Origin of the sequence: Pseudomonas sp. KB_15 (genome assembly GCF_052114525.1) — a bacterium.
Taxonomy (GTDB): Bacteria; Pseudomonadota; Gammaproteobacteria; order Pseudomonadales; family Pseudomonadaceae; genus Aquipseudomonas.
In genome coordinates this window covers 14,177-34,470 of record NZ_JBFREX010000048.1, presented here as the reverse complement: position 1 = coordinate 34,470, position 20,294 = coordinate 14,177, and the positions used below count along the sequence as shown (strand labels likewise).

22 protein-coding genes and 1 pseudogene are annotated in these 20,294 nt (G+C 62.7%); 17 read left to right on the top strand and 6 right to left on the bottom strand.

Annotation, left to right across the window (positions count from 1 at the left end):
• The 10 genes and pseudogenes from AB4Z35_RS25635 to AB4Z35_RS25590 all read left to right on the top strand — a co-directional run.
• Positions 1-240 (top strand): annotated as a pseudogene (locus tag AB4Z35_RS25635) (dolichol-phosphate mannosyltransferase); the annotation flags it as partial.
• Positions 237-515 (top strand): lipid-A-disaccharide synthase N-terminal domain-containing protein, encoded by a 279-nt coding sequence (locus AB4Z35_RS25630; protein WP_204934500.1) that lies wholly within the window; start codon positions 237-239, stop codon positions 513-515. The pseudogene AB4Z35_RS25635 and the gene AB4Z35_RS25630, both read left to right, overlap by 4 nt.
• A 3-nt stretch (positions 516-518) precedes the next feature.
• Positions 519-1,928, top strand: coding sequence for an ArnT family glycosyltransferase (locus AB4Z35_RS25625; protein WP_442100127.1), 1,410 nt, complete (start codon positions 519-521; stop codon positions 1,926-1,928).
• 150 nt (positions 1,929-2,078) lie between these two features.
• Positions 2,079-3,251, top strand: coding sequence for an acyl-CoA dehydrogenase family protein (locus tag AB4Z35_RS25620; RefSeq protein ID WP_442100125.1), 1,173 nt, complete (start codon positions 2,079-2,081; stop codon positions 3,249-3,251).
• Positions 3,248-4,441, top strand: coding sequence for an acyl-CoA dehydrogenase family protein (locus AB4Z35_RS25615; RefSeq protein ID WP_442100124.1), 1,194 nt, complete (start codon positions 3,248-3,250; stop codon positions 4,439-4,441). Before AB4Z35_RS25620 ends, AB4Z35_RS25615 begins: the two co-directional genes overlap by 4 nt.
• 13 nt (positions 4,442-4,454) lie before the next feature.
• Entirely contained in the window at positions 4,455-5,237 is a 783-nt protein-coding gene (locus AB4Z35_RS25610; RefSeq protein WP_204934507.1) for an SDR family oxidoreductase, read from the top strand.
• 2 nt (positions 5,238-5,239) lie between these two features.
• Complete coding sequence (locus tag AB4Z35_RS25605; protein ID WP_442100123.1) at positions 5,240-5,698, top strand: MaoC family dehydratase; 459 nt, start codon at positions 5,240-5,242, stop codon at positions 5,696-5,698.
• A 29-nt stretch (positions 5,699-5,727) separates the two neighbouring features.
• On the top strand, positions 5,728-6,930 hold the full coding sequence (locus AB4Z35_RS25600; protein WP_442100121.1) for an acetyl-CoA C-acyltransferase: 1,203 nt from the start codon (positions 5,728-5,730) through the stop codon (positions 6,928-6,930).
• Positions 6,931-7,320 (top strand): steroid Delta-isomerase, encoded by a 390-nt coding sequence (locus AB4Z35_RS25595; RefSeq protein WP_442100119.1) that lies wholly within the window; start codon positions 6,931-6,933, stop codon positions 7,318-7,320. It abuts the gene before it with no gap.
• A complete protein-coding gene (locus AB4Z35_RS25590; protein ID WP_007997188.1) occupies positions 7,317-7,751 on the top strand; it encodes a nuclear transport factor 2 family protein in 435 nt (144 codons plus the stop codon). Before AB4Z35_RS25595 ends, AB4Z35_RS25590 begins: the two co-directional genes overlap by 4 nt.
• A gap of 458 nt (positions 7,752-8,209) precedes the next feature.
• On the opposite strand, the gene AB4Z35_RS25585 is transcribed toward AB4Z35_RS25590, so the two are convergent.
• On the bottom strand, positions 8,210-8,707 hold the full coding sequence (locus tag AB4Z35_RS25585) for an SRPBCC family protein (RefSeq protein WP_442100118.1): 498 nt from the start codon (positions 8,705-8,707) through the stop codon (positions 8,210-8,212).
• Positions 8,708-8,733: 26 nt separating this feature from the next.
• Positions 8,734-9,510 (bottom strand): SDR family oxidoreductase, encoded by a 777-nt coding sequence (locus AB4Z35_RS25580; RefSeq protein WP_442100117.1) that lies wholly within the window; start codon positions 9,508-9,510, stop codon positions 8,734-8,736.
• Positions 9,511-9,800: 290 nt separating this feature from the next.
• On the opposite strand from AB4Z35_RS25580, the gene AB4Z35_RS25575 reads away from it, so the two are divergent.
• The 4 genes from AB4Z35_RS25575 to dmpG are packed head-to-tail and all read left to right on the top strand — an operon-like array spanning position 9,801 to position 13,406.
• A complete protein-coding gene (locus tag AB4Z35_RS25575; RefSeq protein WP_442100115.1) occupies positions 9,801-10,643 on the top strand; it encodes an alpha/beta fold hydrolase in 843 nt (280 codons plus the stop codon).
• The gene (locus tag AB4Z35_RS25570; RefSeq protein ID WP_007997182.1) at positions 10,640-11,431 is read left to right on the top strand and encodes a fumarylacetoacetate hydrolase family protein; all 792 of its coding nucleotides are present in this window, start codon (positions 10,640-10,642) and stop codon (positions 11,429-11,431) included. The genes AB4Z35_RS25575 and AB4Z35_RS25570 overlap by 4 nt, the downstream gene beginning before the upstream one ends.
• An 18-nt stretch (positions 11,432-11,449) precedes the next feature.
• Positions 11,450-12,358 (top strand): acetaldehyde dehydrogenase (acetylating), encoded by a 909-nt coding sequence (locus AB4Z35_RS25565; protein ID WP_116260877.1) that lies wholly within the window; start codon positions 11,450-11,452, stop codon positions 12,356-12,358.
• Positions 12,359-12,371: 13 nt separating this feature from the next.
• Positions 12,372-13,406, top strand: coding sequence for a 4-hydroxy-2-oxovalerate aldolase (dmpG, locus tag AB4Z35_RS25560; RefSeq protein WP_442100114.1), 1,035 nt, complete (start codon positions 12,372-12,374; stop codon positions 13,404-13,406).
• Positions 13,407-13,468: 62 nt separating this feature from the next.
• Here dmpG and AB4Z35_RS25555 read toward each other — a convergent pair whose 3' ends face one another.
• The 4 genes from AB4Z35_RS25555 to AB4Z35_RS25540 all read right to left on the bottom strand — a co-directional run bounded on the left by AB4Z35_RS25555 (position 13,469) and on the right by AB4Z35_RS25540 (position 17,202).
• Positions 13,469-13,636, bottom strand: a complete 168-nt coding sequence (locus tag AB4Z35_RS25555; RefSeq protein WP_007997177.1) for a hypothetical protein — start codon at positions 13,634-13,636, stop codon at positions 13,469-13,471.
• Positions 13,637-14,254: 618 nt separating this feature from the next.
• Positions 14,255-14,803 (bottom strand): ADP compounds hydrolase NudE, encoded by a 549-nt coding sequence (gene nudE, locus AB4Z35_RS25550; RefSeq protein WP_442100113.1) that lies wholly within the window; start codon positions 14,801-14,803, stop codon positions 14,255-14,257.
• Positions 14,804-14,890: 87 nt separating this feature from the next.
• Positions 14,891-16,021, bottom strand: coding sequence for a helix-turn-helix transcriptional regulator (locus AB4Z35_RS25545; protein WP_007997175.1), 1,131 nt, complete (start codon positions 16,019-16,021; stop codon positions 14,891-14,893).
• Between the two features lie 137 nt (positions 16,022-16,158).
• Positions 16,159-17,202, bottom strand: coding sequence for a Rieske 2Fe-2S domain-containing protein (locus AB4Z35_RS25540; protein WP_442100112.1), 1,044 nt, complete (start codon positions 17,200-17,202; stop codon positions 16,159-16,161).
• A gap of 146 nt (positions 17,203-17,348) precedes the next feature.
• Here AB4Z35_RS25540 and AB4Z35_RS25535 point away from each other — a divergent pair, with 146 nt between their 5' ends.
• From AB4Z35_RS25535 to AB4Z35_RS25525, 3 genes are read left to right on the top strand one after another with little or no spacing between them, the layout of a single operon-like run.
• The gene (locus tag AB4Z35_RS25535) at positions 17,349-18,188 is read left to right on the top strand and encodes an SDR family NAD(P)-dependent oxidoreductase (protein ID WP_442100110.1); all 840 of its coding nucleotides are present in this window, start codon (positions 17,349-17,351) and stop codon (positions 18,186-18,188) included.
• The gene (locus AB4Z35_RS25530; RefSeq protein ID WP_442100108.1) at positions 18,175-19,101 is read left to right on the top strand and encodes an alpha/beta hydrolase; all 927 of its coding nucleotides are present in this window, start codon (positions 18,175-18,177) and stop codon (positions 19,099-19,101) included. The genes AB4Z35_RS25535 and AB4Z35_RS25530 overlap by 14 nt, the downstream gene beginning before the upstream one ends.
• The gene (locus AB4Z35_RS25525) at positions 19,098-20,213 is read left to right on the top strand and encodes a 3,4-dihydroxy-2-butanone-4-phosphate synthase (RefSeq protein ID WP_442100106.1); all 1,116 of its coding nucleotides are present in this window, start codon (positions 19,098-19,100) and stop codon (positions 20,211-20,213) included. The genes AB4Z35_RS25530 and AB4Z35_RS25525 overlap by 4 nt, the downstream gene beginning before the upstream one ends.
• The last annotated feature ends 81 nt before the right edge of the window (positions 20,214-20,294 follow it).

The window sequence follows — 20,294 nt, the reverse complement described above, 5'->3', positions numbered from 1 at the left end:
CGCGCGGCGTTTTTGCGCCTGCCGTACTTCGACCACATGCATCGCTATATTCCAGCGCTGATCCAGCGCCATAACGGCCGCATGATCGTGCACCCGGTCAACCACCGGCATCGCACGGCCGGGGTGTCGAAATACGGCAACCTCGACCGCGCGCTGGTGGGCATTCTCGATTTGTTCGGTGTCTGGTGGCTGATCAAGCGCACGCGGCTGAACACCATTGCCCAGGAGATCGAAGGATGAACATCTCCCGTGAAGCCTTGTGGCTGATCGTCGGCTTTGCCGGCCAGATCGCCTTTACCGGGCGGTTTGTCCTGCAGTGGTTGTACAGCGAATACAAGAAACGCAGCATCATTCCGGTGAGCTTCTGGTACCTGAGCATCGTCGGCAGCACCTTGTTGCTCGCCTATGCCATTTACCGCGAAGACCCGGTGTTCATCGCCGGTCAGGCGTTTGGCTCCATCGTCTACTTTCGCAACCTGCAATTGATCAAAAAAAGCAAACACCTGAAGGAGTAGGTCATGCGCGGATCGTTATCGACCCGGAATATTACGTTGCTTGTGGCCATCGCGATTGCGTTGCTGTTTTTCTGGGGGCTGGRCAGCGTGCCGTTCCTCAGTGTCAACGAGGCCCGCCGCGCCGTTACCATGCGTGAAATGCGCGAGGCAGGCAGCTGGCTGCTGCCTTACATGAACGGCGACTTGTACTTGTCCAAGCCGCCGTTTTTCTATTGGGCCGGCCTGGTTTCGACGGCGGTGCTGGGCAGCTTGTCCGAGTGGAGCGTGCGCCTGCCTTCGGCGTTGGCCGCCGCCTTGTGCTGTTTTGGCACCTACCTGTACGGCGTCCGGCAGGCGGGGCGGCAGGTCGGTCTGTTCGCCGTGGTGTTCCTGGCCGCGAACGGTGCGTTCAGCCTGTTTGCACGGCGCTCGGAAATCGAGATGGTGTTGACCCTGCTGTGTTTCGGCGCGCTGCTGGCGGCCTGGCAATTCATCTTCCAGCAAGGCCGGGTCTTGTGGAGCCGGCTCAGCTACGTGCTGCTGGGTTGTGCACTGCTGACCAAAGGACCGGTTTGCCTGTTGTGGGTGACGGCGCCGATCCTGGCCTATGCCTTGATCTATCGCGATGCGCGGGCCAAGGCGTATCTGTGTGACGGTTGGGGCTGGCTGATTGCCGTGGTGCTGGGCAGTTCCTGGTATCTGGCGGTGTCGGTGAGTCAGGGCTGGGGCATCTGGGCCTCGATCATCAGCGAAGACATCGTGAAGAAGATCGACGGGCAGGGCGCCGAGGCCTGGTATGCCTATCTGCTGTACCTGGCCGGTGATTTCTTCCCGTTCTGGCTGATCGTGTTTGTGCAGCCGCGCAAGTTCTGGGCAATGATCCGCTCGCGCCGCGAGGCCGGCATGCTGCTGTGCTGCAGCCTGTTGCCGCTGCTGGTGTTTTCCCTGTTCACCGAAAAGCATGGCAAGTACCTGTTGCCGGTTTACCCGTCCATGGCGTTGCTGCTGGCGATGCACTGGTCGGCGCTGCTCGATGACCTGAAGGGACGCTGGCGCACGGTCCTGGCCGTTGTGCCCTACGTGATGCTGGCCGGGTTCGTGGTGTTCTACATGTTCGTCGAAGCACGGGTGCTGTCGCACCGGGTTGACGGTCTTGAGCAGATTGCCACGCTGGCCGACGGGCAGCCGGGGCAGAAGGCTTATACCCTCGGTGAGCCGGATATCCGTCTGGTCTATTACATGGGCCGGCCGGTGGCGCCGCTGACGGTGGCGCAGTTGCAAGCCGAATCCCGTCCGGCGGGGCTGCTGTTTGTGCAGGAACCCCTCGCACCGGAACTGCAGAACCTGGCGTCATGCCAGGTCGGTGAAATCAACCCGTACCTCAATCCACACCGTTCAGCGCTGCTGGTGCGCATGGGCGGAGACTGTCGCTGATCGGCTTCGCAGCCGAACACTTGTGCCACCACATCACCCGTTCGGACTAGGCAGGGCTAACGATTCTGCCGCGTCCGGCCGGCGCCAAACTTCATGCTCAAAGGGGTGTTGCGCCACGCGCGCCCCGCCAAACGAGCAGAAGGCGCCGCGATGGAGTTTGCATTCAGCGACGAACAGGAAATGATCCGCGCATCGGCCGAGGGCTTCCTCGCCGATGTCTCGGATTCTGCCGCCGTGCGCGCGGCAATGGTCAGCGAACGGGGTTTTGACGAAGCCCTCTGGCAGCGTCTGTGCCAGGAAATGTACTGGCCGGCGATTCATATCCCCGAAACTTATGGTGGCCTTGGGCTGGGCTTTGTCGAGCTGGCGATCCTGCTGGAACAGATGGGCCGGCGATTGCTGTGCTCGCCGTTTTTCGCCACCGCCTGCATGGCCACCCCCGCATTGTTGCTGGCCGCCAATGACGAACAGAAGCAGCGCTGGTTGCCCTCGATCGCCGACGGCAGCGTGACCGCGACCCTGGCGTTCAGCAGTGCCAACGACTGGTCGGCCGACGACGTCCAGGCAACGGTGGTGGCCGAGGGTGACGGGTTTGTCCTCGACGGTACCCTCAAGCATGTGCTCGACGGGCATGGTGCCGACCTTCTGGTCATTGCCGCACGGCAACCCGGTTCGACCGGCGAGGCGGGCATCAGCCTGTTTGCCGTGAGCGCCGAGCGGGCCGGCATCGAGCGGCAAATGCTGCCGACCATGGACCAGACCCGGCGCCAGGCGCGGATCCAGCTCAAGGGCCTGTACCTTGAAGCTGACGCGCTGCTGGGTGAATTCGGTAACGGCTGGCCGCATCTTGAGCAGGTCCTGCAACTGGCCTGCATCGGCCTGGCCGCCGAGCAGACCGGTGGCGCGCAGCAGGTGCTCGACCTGAGCGTGGCCTACATGCAGGAACGCCAGCAGTTCGGTCGCCCGATTGCCAGTTTCCAGGCCCTCAAACACCGCGCCGCCGACATGATGCTGCAAGTCGAATGCGCGCGGTCGGCCAGTTATTACGCCGCGTGCGTGGCCCAGGAAGTCCTCGATCCGCAGGGTGATCCGCAGGTGGCGGCCGAACTGCCGCTGGCGGCGGCGCTGGCCAAGGCGCAGTGCTCTGAAACCTACTTCCACTGCGCGTCCGAGTCGATCCAGTTGCATGGTGGCGTCGGTTTCACCTGGGAATACGACCCGCACCTCTACTTCAAGCGCGCCCGCGCCAGCGAGAGCTTCCTCGGGCTACCGGCCTGGCATCGCGAGCGGATTGCCGCGGTGATTCTTGGAGAGCAGCCATGAAAATCAGTTTCAGCGAGCAGGACGAACGCTTCCGCCGGGAAGTCGCCGACTGGATGAGTGCCAACCTTTGCGGTGAGTTCGAGGCCCTGCGTTTTCGCGGCGGCCCGGGCGATGAACACATGTTTCCCGAGGAGCGCAAAGCCTGGGAACGCAAACTCGCCGAGGGCGGCTGGACCTGCGTCGGCTGGGCGCCGGAGCACGGCGGGCGCGGACTGTCGATCACCCGGCAGGTGATTTTCCACGAAGAATACGCCCGCGCCGGTGGCCCCGGCCGCATGGGGCATATTGGTGAAGGGCTGGCCGGGCCGACCATCGCCGCATTCGGCACGGTTGAGCAGCAACAGCGGTTTTTGCCGGGAATCGTCAGCGGCACGTCTTTCTGGTGCCAGGGCTATTCAGAGCCGGGCGCCGGTTCCGACCTGGCCAACGTCAAGACCCGTGCCGTGCTGGATGAAGCGACGGGCAGTTGGGTGATTAACGGGCAAAAAGTCTGGACGTCCCTGGCCCATGAGTCGGACTGGTGTTTCGTGATTGCCCGCACCGAGCCGGGCAGTGTCGGCCATCGCGGCCTGTCGTTCCTGCTGGTGCCGATGGCTCAGGCGCAAATCACCGTGCKGCCCATCGAGCAACTGACCGGCACCTCGGAATTCAACGAAGTGTTCTTCGACGATGCCCGCACCGACGCCGCCAACATCATCGGCGCGCCGGGCGAAGGCTGGAAGATCGCCATGGCGCTGCTGGGTTTCGAGCGCGGTGTGTCGACCCTCGGCCAGCAGATGCAGTTTCAGAACGAACTCAACGAAATCATCGCCATTGCCCGCGCCAACGGTGCCGACCGCGATCCGATCCTGCGCCAGCGCCTGGCCGAAGCCTGGAGCGGGTTGCGGATCATGCGCTACAACTCGCTGCGCATGCTCTCGGGTAGCCAGGACGGTTCGCTGCGCAAGGAGGCGACCATCTACAAGCTGTTCTGGTCGACCTGGCACGCCAGCCTCGGCAAGTTGGCGATGGACGTGCTCGGCGCCGAGGCGGAATTGCTCGAAGCCGCGCCCTACCAACTGACCCGGTTGCAGTCGCTGTACCTGTTCAGCCGCGCCGACACCCTGTACGGCGGCAGCAACGAAATCCAGCGCAACATCATCGCCGAGCGTGCCTTGGGCATGCCCAAAGAGCCGCGTCCGCGCGCCTGAAAGGAGAGAGTTCATGTCTGTACCTCAATATGTTGAAGGTCGCGGCCTGCTGCGCGGCAAGTCGGTGCTGATCACCGCCGCCGCAGGCGCCGGGATCGGTTTTTCCGCTGCCGTGCGCGCCGCCGAGGAAGGTTGCCGCGCGCTGATGATCAGCGATATCCACGAAGGCCGCCTGGCCGAGGCGGTGGTGAAAATCCGCGAAACCACCGGGCTGCAACAGGTCTTCGGCCAGGTCTGCAACGTCGCCGATGAAGCCCAGGTGCAGCAACTGATTGCCTGCGCCGAGCGGGACCTGCAAGGCGTCGATGTGCTGATCAACAACGCCGGTCTTGGCGGCTCGCGCTTGCTGGTGGAGATGGGCGACGAAGAGTGGAACCGGGTGCTGGATGTGACGCTCACCGGCACCATGCGCATGACCCGTGCCATGCTGCCGAAAATGATGGAGCGGCGTGCCGGAGTCATCGTCAATAACGCCTCGGTGCTGGGTTGGCGCGCGCAGAAAGAACAGTCGCACTACGCCGCCGCCAAGGCCGGCGTGATGGCGCTGACCCGCTGCGCAGCAGTCGAGGCGGCTGACTACGGCATCCGCATCAACGCGGTCAGCCCGAGCATTGCCCTGCACGATTTCCTGCGCAAATCCGCGCCCCAGGCGGTGCTCGATCAACTCGCCGCCAACGAAGCGTTCGGCCGTGCCGCCGAAGTCTGGGAAGTGGCCAACGTGATGATGTTCCTGGCCAGCGACTACAGCTCCTACATGACCGGCGAAGTGTTGTCGGTGTCCAGCCAGAGGGCGTGACCATGCCACGTATTTTCGACACGCCGATGGCCTTGTTCGACGCCGTGGGCGAATCACTCGGCGTCAGCGACTGGCTTTTGCTGGAGCAGGACCGCATCGACCGGTTTGCCGACGCCACCGGCGATCACCAGTGGATTCACGTCGATCCGCTCAAGGCCGCCAGCGGCCCGTTTGGCGCATGCATTGCCCATGGCTACCTGAGCCTGTCGCTGGTCAATCTGTTCTTACCGCAGATCGTCGAAGTCCGTGGCCTGGCCATGGGCGTCAATTACGGCTGCGAGCGGGTGCGCTTCCCCTCGGTGGTGCGCGTCGGATCGCGGGTTCGCGGCAGCGCGCAATTGATCGCTGTCGAGGAAGTGAAGGGCGGCGTGCAGGCGACCATCCGCGTCAGCGTTGAAATCGACGGTGAAGAACGCCCCGGCTGCGTGGTCGACACCATCAGCCGCTATTACCCGGCCTGACCTTCAACAGAATTTTCGAGGAATCCAGCATGAAAGAAGCCGTCATCGTTTCGACCGCCCGTACTCCGATCGGCAAAGCCTTTCGTGGTGCGTTCAATGACACCGAAGCGCCGCAACTGGGCGGTCATGTGGTGCGCGAAGCCGTGCGCCGTGCCGGCATCGAGCCGGGTGAAGTGGACGACGTGATCATCGGCGCCGCCGCGCAGCAGGGCACCCAGTCCTATAACCTGGGGCGCCTGTGCGCGATTGCCGGCGGCCTGCCGGTTTCCGTCGCCGGGATGGCCGTCGAGCGCCAGTGCTCGTCGGGCCTGATGAGTATTGCCATGGCAGCCAAAGGCATCATGTGCGACGAAATCGACATCGCCGTGGCCGGTGGCCTGGAGTCGATTTCCCTGGTGCAGAACAAGCACAAGAACCTCTATCGCAACCAGTCGGCTTCGGTGATCGAGCTGGATCAGCACGCCTACATCCCGATGATCGAAACCGCCGAGATCGTCTCCGCGCGCTACGGCATCTCCCGTGACGAACAGGACGAATACAGCTACCAGAGCCAGCTGCGTACCGCACAGGCCCAGAGCGCCGGGCGCTTCGATCGCGAGCTCGCGCCGCTGACCAGCCGCCAGATGATCGTCGACAAGGCCTCCGGCGAAACCCGCCATGAGTCCGTCACCCTGCTGCGCGACGAGTGCAACCGCATCGACACCAGCCTCCAGAGCCTGAAGGCGCTGGAGCCGGTGTGGCCGGGCGGTCAGTGGAGCGAAAAAGGTCGTTTCATCACCGCCGGCAACGCCTCACAGCTGTCCGACGGCGCATCGGCTTCGGTACTGATGAGCGCCAAAATGGCCGAAAAGCGCGGCCTGGAACCGCTGGGGATCTATCGCGGCATGGCGGTCGCCGGCTGCAATTCCGACGAGATGGGCATCGGCCCGGTCTACGCCATTCCCAAGCTGCTCAAGCGCCACGGCCTGACCATGGACCACATTGGCCTGTGGGAGCTGAACGAAGCGTTTGCCTGCCAGGTGCTGTACTGCCGTGACACGTTGGGCATTCCGGCCGAGCGCCTGAACGTCAACGGCGGGGCGATCTCCATCGGTCATCCGTTCGGCATGTCCGGGGCGCGGATGGTCGGTCATGCGTTGGTCGAAGGCCAGCGTCGCGGTTTGCGTTATGTGGTGGTGAGCATGTGCATCGGTGGCGGCATGGGCGCCGCCGCCCTGTTCGAGGTGGTCTGAATGATCAGCGCACAGCATGTGCAAGAGAGCATGGCGCGTTATGTGGAGCTGGTGGATGCCGGCGACATCGACGGCATCCTCGCGCTCTACGCCAAAAACGCCACGGTTGAAGACCCGGTCGGCCACGCGCCGTTGCAGGGCATCGACGCCATCGCGCGCTTTTACCGTGAAGGACTGGGCTCGATAAAAGTCTCGGCGACCCGGACCGGCCCGGTGCGCGCGACGCTCAGCGGTTGCGGCGCGATGCCGTTCCGGGTCGACATGGAGTGGGGCGGGCAACCGTGCTCGCTGCATGTGATCGACGTGATGGAGTTCGATGTCGACGGCAAGATCCGTTCGATGAAAGCCTTCTGGAGTGAGGTCAATGTGACAATGAGAGGTGCAGCATGAATCTGGAACAGCGGATCGCCCGCCTGGAAGCACTGGAGGACATCCGCCAGCTCAAGCATCGTTACCTCAATGCCTGCGACCTCAAGCAGGTCGAGGTGATTGCCGACTGCTTTGCCGAAGGTGAAGTGCTGATCGATTACGGTCCGTTGGGGATCTTTCGTGAGCGCGACAGTTTTGTCGCGCTGTACCGCGAACTGGCTTGCCATGAGCGGGTGATCGACCTGCATCATGGTGCCAACCCGGAAATCGAGGTGCTGAACGAAGATCAAGCCCAGGGCCGTTGGGCCCTGTGGTATTTCAACGTGGATGGCGAGAGCGGGGCGACGCGGCAGTTGGGTGGGTTCTATGAGGACCGTTACCAGCGTGTCGCCGGGCAGTGGAAGATTGTCGCCACCCGTTTTACMGCTCACTCGGAAGTGGCGCGTTCCTGAAGACCGCTCGCCCCAGAGGTGGCCCCTGTGGGAGCGAGCCTGCTCGCGAAGGCGGCATGTCAGGCGACATCAATGTTGAATGTGCCGACCTCATCGCGAGCAGGCTCGCTCCCACAGTTTTTGTGGTGAACCTGGCATTAGCGTACAACCCGATCCCCCTGTGGGAGCGAGCCTGCTCGCGATGGCGGCGTGTCAGGCGGCATTAATGTTGGATGTGCCGACCTCTTCGCAGGCAAGCCAGCTCCCACAGTTTTTGTGGTGATCCTGGCATTTGCAATCACCCCTAATCCCCTGTGGGAGCGGGCTTGCTCGCGAAGGCGGTATGTCAGGCAACATTGATGTTGGATGTGCCGGCCTCTTCGCAGGCAAGCCAGCTCCCACAGTTTTTGTGGTGATCCTGGCATTTGCAAACACCCCCAATCCCCTGTGGGAGCGAGCCTGCTCGCGATGGCGGTGTGTCAGGCAACTTTGATGTTGGATGTGCTGACAGCCATATCCGGGTTCTGCGTGCGGCCGGTTTCGTAGTAGGCCTTGAGGTTTTCGGCAATCTGCCTCACGACCTTGTTGAAGGCCTTGGCCAGCAACCACTCTGCCAGCCTGCCACCGCGCAGGCTGTAACTCATTTGCAGGGTGATGCGCGTCGCGTTGCCTTCGGCTTGCAGGGCATAACTGAAGCTGGCCTGGCGAAACGGGAAGGGCGATTCATTGCTGCCCTTGTGCAACCGCAGCACGAACCCTGTGCCTTCCTGCCACTGCACCACGCTTTCATCCAGATACTGACCGCCCTTGCGCAACACCCGGCGACTGGCACCGAGGCCTTCTTGCACACCGGGATGAAACCGGCAACCGGTCAACCCCGGCACATAGTGCGGGGCGAGGCTCAGGTCGCGCAGTTTGGCCCAGGCCGCTTGGGGTGAAAGGTCTAGCCGTACGCTGTGGCGGGCAATCGCGGACATGTCGGAGCACCTCTTGTGAATGGGGCTTATGAATGAGATTGGGCTGCGTCGAGAAACGCCGGGCGTTCACCCGCGCCATGCACTGCGACATTCGCGCCGCTGACATAACGGGCTAAAGACGACGCCAGGTACAAACAGGTATCGCCAATGTCTTGCGGGGTCGCCAGGCGTTGCAGCGGAATGGTCGCCGCCACCCGGGCAATGCCTGCATCGTCACCATAATGCATGGCCGCCTGCTCGGTGAGAATCAGCCCGGCGGTGACGGCGTTGACCCGCACCTTCGGCGCCCACTCCACCGCAAGCGAAGTGGTCAGGTTCAGCAGACCGGCCTTGGCCGCGCCATAAGCGGCGGTGCCGGGAGAAGGGCGGATGGCGCTGACGCTGCAGATGTTGATGATCGCACCGCCGTCGGCCTGGGCCTGCATCACCTGGTTGGCCTGCTGGCACAGGTTAAGCGGCGCGATCAGATTCAGGCGGATGATCGCTTCGCTGAAACGCGGCGAAGCCGTGGCAGCGTCGGCATTCGGTGAGCCACCGGCGTTGTTGACCAGCACATCGAGGCGGCCGAAACGCTCGACGATTTGCGCGATCAAGCGCCCGGATTGCTCGACATCCCGCAGGTCGCAGGGCACGAACAGCGCCTCGCGCCCGGCGCTGGCGGGCAAGGATTGCGGGGCTTCGCGACCGCAGATCACCACCTCGGCGCCGCACTCGAGAAAGCGCTGGCTGATGCCGCGCCCGACGCCTTTGCCACCGCCGGTGACCAGTACCACTTTGCCGCGAAAGTCCATTGGATCAAGCATGGGAGAGTCTCGTTCTGTCGCTCGGGAATGCCGTCGATGCTAGGTCTGTGGTCCCTGTAATCCAACGTCCGATGGGACTAGAGACTTCTGTAGGAGCGAGCTTGCTCCGGGCGGCGTTCCGACGATGGGCGTCAACGATAACGCGTAAAACCTGATGCCCCGCGGTGTCCTGGCGTTTTTCGCGAGCAAGCTCGCTCCTACAGGTAAGGGGGCGTAGTCCTGTCGGACGATGTTGCGCAGCCGGCCCGTCGGAATAATCCGGCTACAACAACAGGCCGGGAGGACACCTTATGGGCGCTTCAGCGCAAGGGCACTTCGTTACGCTGCCGGATGGTTTGCAGCTGCGCTATGTGGATATAAGCGGGAAGGATGGCGGCAGCGGCGAGCCGGTGATTTTCATCCATGGCAGCGGGCCGGGCGCCAGCGGTCACAGCAACTTCAAGCAGAACTACCCGGTGTTTGCCGAGGCCGGTTACCGGGTGATCGTGCCTGACCTGCCGGGTTACGGCGCCTCGGACAAACCCGACACCCTCTACACCCTGGACTTCTTTGTTACCGCCCTGAGCGGTTTGCTCGACGCCCTGGATATCCAGCGTTGCGTGCTGGTCGGCAACTCCCTGGGCGGCGCGATCGCCATCAAACTGGCCCTCGACCAACCACAGCGGGTCAGCCGTCTGGTGTTGATGGCCCCCGGTGGCCTGATGGAAAAGGAACAGTATTACCTGCAGATGGAAGGCATCCAGAAAATGGGTGCGGCTTTCGCCAAGGGTGAACTGAACGACGCGGCGGGCATGCGTCGCCTGCTGGCCCTGCAACTGTTCGACGAAACCCTGATCAGCGACGAAACGGTCAACGAACGGGTGGCGGTGGTGCAGCAACAGCCAGTGTGTGTGCTGTCAACCATGCAAGTGCCGAACATGACCGCACGCCTGGGCGAGCTGCAATGCCCGATCCTCGGTTTCTGGGGCATGAACGACAAGTTCTGCCCGTCCTCCGGTGCCCGGACCATGCTTGAAAACTGCACCAAAATCCGTTTCGTGATGCTCAGCGAGTGCGGGCATTGGGTCCAGGTCGAGCACCGTGATCTGTTCAACCGCCAGTGCCTGGCATTTTTTCAGGAGGCCCGCGGATGAGCGTGCAATTGCGCCGTGAGTTCGGCGAAGAGCTTTATCAGGCGCTGCTCAGCGGCTCGACCCTGGCGCCACTGACCGAGCGTTGGCCGTCGATCAGCATTGAAGACGCCTATCACATTTCCCTGTACGCCATTGAGCGTCGGGTGGCGGCCGGTGACCAGATCGTCGGCAAGAAGATCGGTGTGACCTCGGCGGCAGTGCAGCAGATGCTCAACGTGCATCAGCCGGATTTCGGTTTCATCACCCGGCAGATGTCGTTCGATGACGATGCCCGGATTTCCCTGTCCGCCAACAAACTGATCCAGCCCCGCGCCGAAGGCGAGATCGCCTTCAAGCTCAAGCATGATCTGGTCGGCCCCGGCATCACCGAGGCCGATGTACTGGCCGCGACCGAATACGTGATGCCGTGCTTCGAGATCGTCGACTCGCGGATTCACGACTGGCGCATCCGCATCCAGGACACCGTGGCCGACAACGCCTCCTGCGGTGTGTTCGTGTTGGGCGACAGCCAGGTCGATCCCCGTGAGCTTGATCTGCCGAACTTGCGCATGCGTGTGTTCAAGAACGGTGAACCCCTGAGCGAAGGCCTGGGTTCGGCGGTTCAGGGCAATCCATTGACTGCGGTGGCCTGGCTGGCCAACACCCTGGGCGCCTTCGGCATTCCGTTCAAGGCCGGGGAAATCATCTTGTCCGGCTCCCTGGTACCACTGGAACCGGCCCGTGCCGGCGACCGTTTTTCTCTGACCATCGATGGCCTGGGCAGTGCCCGGGTGTCTTTCTGCGCCTGACTTTTGGAGTTTGACCCAATGAGCAAAAAACTCAGAGCGGCCATTATCGGCCCGGGCAATATCGGCACCGATCTGCTGATGAAAATGTGCCGATCGGAATGGATCGAGCCGGTATGGATGGTTGGCGTCGACCCTGAATCCGAAGGCCTGAAACGTGCCCGGGAAATGGGCATTAAAACCACCGCTGGCGGTGTCGATGGCTTGCTGCCGCACGTGCTCGACGATGATATTCGCATCGCTTTCGACGCCACCTCGGCCTACGTGCACGCGCAAAACAGCCGCAAGCTCAACGAACTCGGGGTGATCATGATCGACCTCACGCCAGCGGCCATCGGCCCGTTCTGCGTGCCGCCGGTCAACCTCAAGGAGCACGCGTCGAGCCTGGCGATGAACGTCAACATGGTCACCTGTGGTGGCCAGGCGACCATCCCGATGGTGGCGGCGGTGTCGCGGGTGCAACCAGTGAGCTACGGCGAAATCGTTGCCACGGTGTCCTCTGGTTCGGTTGGCCCGGGCACGCGGCAGAACATCGACGAATTCACCCGCACTACAGCCGGTGCAGTGGAGAAGATCGGCGGCGCCCGACGCGGTAAAGCCATCATCGTGATCAACCCGGCCGAGCCGCCGCTGATGATGCGCGACACCATCCACTGCCTGACCGATGACGAGCCGAACCAGGATGCGATCCGCACCTCGGTGCTGGAGATGGTCCGCGAAGTTCAGCGCTATGTGCCCGGCTACAAGCTGATCAACGGGCCGGTGTTCGACGGGCGCAAGGTGTCGATTTTCATCGAGGTCGAAGGCCTCGGCGATTTCCTGCCCAAGTCCGCCGGCAATCTCGACATCATGACCGCCGCCGGTTTGCGCACGGCCGAGATGTTCGCCGAAGAAGCCCACAAGGGCACCCTGCAACTGCCTGCCCGTTGAGTGGAGAATCGCTATGAATTTGCAAGGTAAGAGCGTCCGTCTGCATGACATGAGCCTGCGCGACGGCATGCACGCCAAACAGCATCAAATCAGTATCGAACAAATGGTCTCGGTGGCCACCGGCCTCGATGCGGCCGGTGTGCCGCTGATCGAAATCACCCACGGCGATGGCTTGGGTGGTGCGTCGCTGAACTACGGTTTCCCGGCCCACAGCGACGAGGAATATTTCGCCGCGGTGATCCCGCAGATGAAGCAGGCCAAGGTTTCGGCCCTGTTGCTGCCGGGGATCGGTACCCTCGATCACCTGAAAATGGCCCATGAGCATGGGGTCTCGACCATTCGCGTCGCCACCCATTGCACCGAGGCGGACGTGTCCGGCCAGCACATCGGCATGTCGGCGAAGATGGGCCTGGACACTGTCGGCTTCCTGATGATGGCGCACATGGTCAGCGCGGAAAAACTGCTGGAGCAGGCGCGGCTGATGGAAAGCTACGGCGCCAACTGTATCTACTGCACCGACTCGGCCGGCTACATGCTGCCCGATGAAGTCACGCAAAAGATCGGTGCCTTGCGCGCCGGGCTGAACGCCGGGACCGAAGTCGGTTTCCACGGCCACCACAACATGGGCATGGCCATCGCCAACTCCCTGGCCGCCATTGACGCCGGTGCTGCGCGGATCGACGGCTCGGTGGCAGGCCTTGGTGCGGGAGCGGGTAACACGCCGCTGGAAGTGTTCGTCGCAGTGCTGGAGCGGATGGGCGTCAACAGTGGTGTCGACCTGTACCGGATCATGGACGTGGCCGAAGACCTGGTGGTGCCGATGATGGACCAACCGATCCGCCTCGACCGCGATGCGCTGACTTTGGGTTATGCCGGGGTCTACAGTTCGTTCCTGTTGTTCGCCAAGCGTGCGGAGCAGAAATACGGTATCGCGGCTCGTGAGCTGCTGGTGGAGCTGGGTCGTCGCGGCACGGTGGGGGGGCAGGAGGACATGATTGAAGACCTGGCGCTAACCTTGTCGCGGGCGCGGGGCGTGTTGCCGACCTGATTCTTGGCTCAGCAAAAAAACCACCGATTTGGTGGTTTTTTTATGGCTGCTGCAAACCGCGCTCAGGGCAGCAGATTGCGCACCACTGGCGGGTAACAGTTGATGGCCGCGCTCGAGCAGCTGAAGTACGCGGTGGTCGGTCGGTAGGCTTCATTCTTGAACAATTGACACAGGCTGGCGGTACTGCCGGCACAGACGATGATGAACAGGGCGCAGGTGGCTTTTCGCATGGCGAGCCTCGGTACGGATTTTTGTTGTTGTAGCGATACGGTATGTCGGCGGGTGGCGCGTGGCTTCGTCCGAATGGACTAGTTGATGACTTGAAAACGCAGCAGCCCCCCTGTGGGAGCGGGCTTGCTCGCGATGGGGGACTGTCAGGCGCCATGGATGTTGGATGTGCCGGCCTCATCGCGAGCAGGCTCGCTCCCACAGGTTGTTTGGTGTTCCCGAGGTCTCTGTGTCTGGCTGCAGCCCCCTGTGGGAGCGAGCCTGCTCGCGATGGCGGCGTGTCAGRCGCCATGGATGTYGGATGTGCCGGCCTCATCGCGAGCAAGCCCGCTCCCACAAAGTGATTTGGTGTTCCCGGGAATTGCGTCAGGCTGCATTCCGCTGTGGGAGCGAGCCTGCTCGCGATGGGGGACTGTCAGACGACATGGATGTCGGCTGTGCCGACCTCATCGCGAGCAAGCCCGCTCCCACAAGGTTATTGGGCGTTCCCGGGATTTGCGTCAGGCTGTGATCCTCTGTGGGAGCGAGCCTGCTCGCGATGGCGGCGTGTCAGACGACATGGATGTCGGATGTGCCGGCCTCGTCGCGAGCAAGCTCGCTCCTACAGGTTTTGTGTGGTGTCAGGTTCGCCGGGCGAGGGCGCCCATGGCCATGAACAACGCTGCAATCGCCCGGGCTTCATGCAGTTCGCCGCGGGCCACCAGTTCGGGGATCTGCGCCAGTGGTATGCGCAGGCATTCCAGGGGTTCGGGTTCGTCGCCTTGCAGTTGGCAGGGGGTCAGTTGTTCGGCCAGTACCACCCGGTAGCGATGGCACAAATGCCCTGGTGCCAGTGTCAGCTCGCCCAGTTCTGTGAGGCGGGCGGCGCGCATGCCGACTTCTTCACTCAACTCGCGCTGCGCCGCCTGCAAATAGTTTTCATCGGGCTCCGCGCCGCCCTTGGGCAGGCCGAGAATGGTTTTTTCCACGCCGACTGCGTATTCGCGTACCAGCAGCACATGCTGCGGATCAGGCATCGCCACCAGCATCACCGAGCGATAACCGGTGCCGCGCAGGCGTTCGTAGACCCGCTGCTGGCCGTTGCTGAATTGCAGGTGCAGGGCTTCGATCTGGAAGTGGCCGCTTTCGGCCAACAGTTCGGTCTTGAGGATGGTTGGGCAGTTGCGCATGGGGCAGTCCCCTGTTTGGGATAAAGACACTGTGCGCTGTACAACGGGGGCCGCCATCGTCCGAGCGGACGAGGGCGGCAATGGCATCTAGCCGAGGGTCGCGACGCTGCGCAGGATCAGGCGCACCAGCATGGTCTGGCGGGTCACGCCGGTCTTGGAGAAGGTCGAACGCAGGTGTGCCCGCGAGGTGTTGCGGCTGATGCCCAGCTCTTCCGACGCTTCGTCGAGGGTCAAGCCGTTGGCCAGCAGCATGGCAAGCTGGGTTTCCGCCGGGGTGAAGTCGAACAGGGCGCGAACGATCTCTTGCGGTGCGGTGGACTGTTGTTCCGGGTCGCTGATGAAAATCACCACGGTCGGGCACTGCTTGCCTTCGCTCCAGTCGGTCAATGGCACCGAGCGCACGATGATCCCCAGGTCCGCTTTCCCGGACGGCCGCTGCACGCGCAGGGCTTCGACCACCGACGGGTTGCTGCTCTTCTGCGACAGCAGCGATTGCTTGACCAGGCGCCGGAATTCCTGGGTGTCCCGGGCCGTACCGACCTGCAGGCCATCGTTGACCAGTTTGATGCCGTCCTTTTCCTGGATCAGTCGGTCGGCGACCTGATTGGTCTGCAACACCTTGCCGGACTCGTCGAGGATTATCGTGCCGACTGCCATCTGGTTCACCGCGCCGGCATACAGGTTGCGTTCGGCTTCGATGCGGTTGAGCTGCATGTGGATCTTGATYGAGCGTTCCAGGTGCGGAATGAAATGCGTGAGCATGGCCTTTTCTTCGTTGCCGAAGGGCTTGTCGTCACGTCCGCGGCTGATGCGAATGCGGCACTGGGCGCCATCGACAGTGTTGATGTCGGCACCGAGGATGTGGAACACGTCCACAGGTTCAAGGAAATTCTTGTAGAACTCGGAGTTTTGCCAGTCGTCGTTGGAGACGAACTCGGCGAGGGTCACGACCTGGCGATTGGGCAGGTCGACAAACGGGTCGAGGCTGAAAAAGTGTTTGTTGTACGACGCGGTCGCCTCGGTCGAGGTGCCGGTGGTGTTGACCATCAAGCCGTCCACGTGGGCGCTGGGCGGACGCAGGATGAAGGTCACGTACTTGCTGTGCAGGTACACGTTGAGTTGATTGAGAAAGGTGGCCCAGGGAATGGTTTCCAGCGGACCCTGATAGAGGTTGCCGATCAAATCACTGAACGTATCGAGGCTTAGGCTCTGCTGCATAGGGAAAAACCGTTTTTATTATTAGCGTTGGCGGTGGCCGAGAATAAGCGCCGATATCGACTCCTTGCAACGCTCGGGCTCAGGGCCTGACCGGCGGCTGCCGGTCAGGCCCGGGGCGGGCGAAAGGCCGTTTGCGATCAGACCCGTTCGCTGGCGCGCACGACAAACTTCTTGTGCTCCGCCACATCCGCCGAGAGCGCCGCGACGTCGGTGTAGAACTGCTCGTACCAGCGGCGTAACTGGTAGACCGGACCGTCGCCGTCACACAGCAGCGGGTTGTCGACGCGAGTCTTGCTGTGCCAGATCGCCACGTCTTCGTAGAAGGCTGCCTGGGCCTGTTGCACGTAGGCCTTGGCCATCGCCTGATTCTGCTCCTCGCTGAGCCCCGGGATCTTCTTCACCAGCACGCCGTAGCGCAGGGTGAAGCTGCCGAGGTCGATCGGCACGTGGCAGTTGAGCAGGATCGAGTGGATCGGCTGGCCGTTCATGGCGCCGTTCATTTCGGTGATCTGATAGGCCGGGCCGAAGTAGGTGGCTTCGGTGGTCAACAGGCTGTCACCGGACAGACGCTCGCTGCGGGCACGCATGATCTGGGTCGCCAGGTGGCCTTCGAAGACGTTGATGAACTCATCGACCGGTGCACCGTGCACGGTGCCGAAGTGCGCCATGTCGGCGATGTTGTCGATCAGTTCGCGGCAGTTGGTGTCAATCTGCAACTCGGCGACTTCCCAGGAAGCCCACTCGTCGCTGAAGCAGGCGTCGATACGCGGGATGCGTTGTTCCGGTAGCGGCAGGTTGCCTTCGGGGTCATTCCAGACGAACAGCAGCTGGTTTTCCTCCATGATCGGCCAGCTTTTGATTTTGGCTCGTGGCGGAATGCGTTTGGCGTAAGGGATGTCGTCGCAGACGCCGTCGGCGCCCCAGCGCCAGGCGTGGAACGGGCAGCGGATCGAGTTGCCTTCGACGCAACCGGTGCTGAGGTCGGCGCCCATGTGCGGGCAGTAGCCATCCAGAATATGCAGCTCGCCGTCTTCACCCTGGTACGCCACCAAACGGGTGCCGAACACCTCCAGGCGATGGGCCTTGCCGTCGCGGTATTGCGCGGCCAGGCCCAGGCAATGCCAGCCGCGGGCGTAGCGGTCTTCCAGTAATTTGGCTTCGATGCGGTGCAGGGTACTCATCTTATTATTCTCCCAAGGGATCACGGGTTTGGCGCATGTAAGGGATTCTGCCGGCCCTGTAAAAGCGGGCATCGTCTGAATGGACGATGGCTGCTTTAAGTAGGCCCGCTCTACTGGCGCCATTGGACCCATGGCAGGAGTTGGCGATGAGTAATGAACAAGGGCTGGTAGCGGTGATTACCGGGGCCGCCAGTGGTATTGGCCGTGGCCTGGCCGAACACGCGGCGACGCTGGGCATGCGCCTGGTGCTGGCGGATCGGGATGCAGCGGGCCTGCAAGCCCTGTGCGACGAACTGAAGGCCAGCGGTGTGCAAGCAATTGCCTGCGTCACCGATGTAGGTGATGTGAAGCAGGTCGAGCGCTTGCGCGATCAAGCGGTCGCGCAATTTGGCGGGGTCGACCTGCTGTTCAACAACGCCGGGGTGATGCAAACCGGCTTCAGTTGGGAAATCACCGAGGCGCAATGGCAGCGCATGCTGAGCGTCAACCTCAATGGCGTGATCAACGGCATTCGCAGCTTCGTGCCGCTGCTGCTCAGCCAGGGCCGGCCAGCCCATGTGATCAACACCGCATCCCTTGCCGGGCTGGTCAGCAGCCCGCTGATGGCACCGTACAACGTGACCAAGCAGGCGGTGGTCGCGCTCTCGGAAACCCTGCATTACGAACTCGCCATGCTCGGTGCCCCGGTGTCGGTTTCGGTGCTGTGCCCGGGGCCGGTGGCCAGTGAAATCATGGCGTCCAACCAGGTGGTGGACACCGCCGGATCCGACTTCAGCCAACTGCTCGACAGCACCATTCGCCAGGGCATGACCCCGGCTGAACTGGCCGCGCAAGTGTTCGCCGCCGTCGCGCAAAAACGCTTCTGGATCCTGCCCCACAAGGGTTTTAAACCGGCCCTTGAGCGCCGGGTACAAAGCATCCTGGGCGAGACCAATCCGCAGTTTCAAATGGCCGACGTAGAGGACGATGCCCATGCCGCTCGATAAGCAGATCGCTGGGGTTCTCCAGCAGTTTCGCGACCTCCCGGAACCCGATTTCAGCCAGGTCGATGCCGCTCAGTACCGGCAGTTCTCCGATAACCTGCTGCCGGCCATCCCCGGCGATCCGATGAGCGAGGTGCGCGATCTGAAAGTGGCCGGCGCGGACGGTGATCTGGACGCACGGCTGTACCGGCCATCGGAAGCGCCCGACCTGCCGTTGCTGGTGTTTTTCCATGGCGGCGGATTTGTCATGGGCAATCTCGATACTCACGACAATCTCTGCCGCTCGCTGGCCCGCCAGACCGAGGCGGTGGTGGTGTCGGTTGCCTACCGATTGGCGCCTGAACACAAGTTTCCGGTCGCACCGCTCGATTGCTATGCGGCGACCTGCTGGCTGGTGGCGCATGCGGCGGAACTTGGTTTCGATGGCGGCCGTCTGGCCGTGGCCGGCGACAGCGCGGGTGGCAATCTGGCACTGGCGGTCAGCCAATTGGCGGCGCAACGCAAGGGACCGAAGATCAGCTATCAATGCCTGTTCTACCCGGTCACCGATGCCGGTTGTGACAGTCAGTCCTTTGAGGAATTCGCCGAAAGTTATCTGCTTTCCGCCAAGGCGATGCGCTGGTTCTGGCAGCAATACCTGCAAGAGGATGGACAAGCGGATGATCCGCTGGCCTCGCCGTTGCGAGCCGAAAGCCTGGCAGGCTTGCCGCCGACCACGTTGTTCACCGCCGGGTTCGATCCGCTGCGGGACGAGGGCGAGGCATTGGCCGAGTGCCTGCGCGAAGCCGGTGTGCCGGTGCGCGTGCAACGTTACGAAGGCATGATTCACGGCTTTATCAGCATGGCGCCGCTTGTTGAAGCAGCAGCACAAGCGTTGACAGAAGCTTGCGCCGATCTGCGTGGAGCACTCAAATGAGCGGCCTGGCTTTCAACACGGTGCCGCAACTGATCGAGGCCATTGGCGCAGGTCACATGGTGGTGATCACCGACGACGAAAACAATGGCGAAGGCTCGTTGCTGATGGCCGCCGAACAGGCCGGGGCCGAGGCCGTCACCTTCATGGCGGTGCAGGCGCGCGGGTTGATTTGCCTGGCCCTGACCGAGCAGCGCTGCCGCGCGCTGGGCCTGGACCTGATGGTGCCCAACTCCCGGGCGCAACACGGCGTGGGTTTCACCCGCTCGATCGAGGCGGCCACCGGGGTGTCTACAGGCATTTCGGCGGCGGACCGGGCGCGGTCGATCCAGGTGGCGGTCGACCCRGCCAGCGGCCCGGCGGACCTGGTGCAGCCGGGGCACATTTTCCCGGTGCAGGCCTTGCCCGGTGGCGTGATGCAGCGGGCCGGGCATGTCGAGGCCGCTTGCGACCTGACACGACTGGCGGGGCTGCAACCGGCGGCGACCCTGGTGGGGATTCTCAACGAGGACGGCGAACTGGCCCGTGGCGCCGAGTTGCATGAGTTCGCCCAACGTCATGGCTTGCGGATCGGCAGCATTGCCGACCTGATTCACTACCGCATCCTGCATGAAGGCACGATCGAGCGCGGCGACGAGTACCCGTTGCATACCCGCCACGGCGAGTTCCAGGTGACGACCTATCAGGACACCTACCAGGGCGCGTTGCACCTGGCACTGGTCAAGGGGCGGATCGACAGCAGCCAGCCGGTGCTGGTGCGAGTGCAAAGCATCGAGACGTTGCGCGACGTTCTGGGGTGTGAAAGCGAAGGCGGGTCGCAGCAGTGGACCCTCGAACGCTCGCTGGCGAGCATCGCCGCTGTCGGTAACGGCGTACTGGTGTTGCTGGCTCAAAAGGAAACCGCCGACGGCGTGCTCGAGCAGTTGCGCCAGCGTAGCGGCGGCAAGCTGCGTACGCCGCAGTTTCCGCAACGGACCCTGGGCATCGGCGCACAGATCCTGCGCGACCAGAACGTACGCAAAATGCGCCTGATGAGCTCGCCGGTGCCGTACAAGGCCGTGTCCGGGTTTGATCTGGAGGTGACGGAGTTTGTGCCGTTTCAATCCTCCCTCTGAAGCAGTCCCTATACCCTGTAGGGGCTGGCTTGCCAGCGAAGGAGGCTTACTCCTACAGTATTTTGGTCGTTCACATGCATT

Excerpts from the sequence above, each read along its gene's own strand:
- AB4Z35_RS25585 (WP_442100118.1), bottom strand. The coding sequence starts at position 8,707 with ATGTCCGCGATTGCCCGCCACAGCGTACGGCTAGACCTTTCACCCCAA.
- AB4Z35_RS25610 (WP_204934507.1), top strand. The coding sequence starts at position 4,455 with ATGTCTGTACCTCAATATGTTGAAGGTCGCGGCCTGCTGCGCGGCAAG.
- AB4Z35_RS25620 (WP_442100125.1), top strand. The coding sequence starts at position 2,079 with ATGGAGTTTGCATTCAGCGACGAACAGGAAATGATCCGCGCATCGGCC.
- AB4Z35_RS25565 (WP_116260877.1), top strand. The coding sequence starts at position 11,450 with ATGAGCAAAAAACTCAGAGCGGCCATTATCGGCCCGGGCAATATCGGC.
- AB4Z35_RS25535 (WP_442100110.1), top strand. The coding sequence starts at position 17,349 with ATGAGTAATGAACAAGGGCTGGTAGCGGTGATTACCGGGGCCGCCAGT.
- AB4Z35_RS25575 (WP_442100115.1), top strand. The coding sequence starts at position 9,801 with ATGGGCGCTTCAGCGCAAGGGCACTTCGTTACGCTGCCGGATGGTTTG.
- AB4Z35_RS25600 (WP_442100121.1), top strand. The coding sequence starts at position 5,728 with ATGAAAGAAGCCGTCATCGTTTCGACCGCCCGTACTCCGATCGGCAAA.
- AB4Z35_RS25555 (WP_007997177.1), bottom strand. The coding sequence starts at position 13,636 with ATGCGAAAAGCCACCTGCGCCCTGTTCATCATCGTCTGTGCCGGCAGT.
- AB4Z35_RS25530 (WP_442100108.1), top strand. The coding sequence starts at position 18,175 with ATGCCGCTCGATAAGCAGATCGCTGGGGTTCTCCAGCAGTTTCGCGAC.
- AB4Z35_RS25570 (WP_007997182.1), top strand. The coding sequence starts at position 10,640 with ATGAGCGTGCAATTGCGCCGTGAGTTCGGCGAAGAGCTTTATCAGGCG.
- nudE (WP_442100113.1), bottom strand. The coding sequence starts at position 14,803 with ATGCGCAACTGCCCAACCATCCTCAAGACCGAACTGTTGGCCGAAAGC.
- AB4Z35_RS25580 (WP_442100117.1), bottom strand. The coding sequence starts at position 9,510 with ATGCTTGATCCAATGGACTTTCGCGGCAAAGTGGTACTGGTCACCGGC.
- AB4Z35_RS25605 (WP_442100123.1), top strand. The coding sequence starts at position 5,240 with ATGCCACGTATTTTCGACACGCCGATGGCCTTGTTCGACGCCGTGGGC.
- AB4Z35_RS25540 (WP_442100112.1), bottom strand. The coding sequence starts at position 17,202 with ATGAGTACCCTGCACCGCATCGAAGCCAAATTACTGGAAGACCGCTAC.
- AB4Z35_RS25630 (WP_204934500.1), top strand. The coding sequence starts at position 237 with ATGAACATCTCCCGTGAAGCCTTGTGGCTGATCGTCGGCTTTGCCGGC.
- AB4Z35_RS25595 (WP_442100119.1), top strand. The coding sequence starts at position 6,931 with ATGATCAGCGCACAGCATGTGCAAGAGAGCATGGCGCGTTATGTGGAG.
- dmpG (WP_442100114.1), top strand. The coding sequence starts at position 12,372 with ATGAATTTGCAAGGTAAGAGCGTCCGTCTGCATGACATGAGCCTGCGC.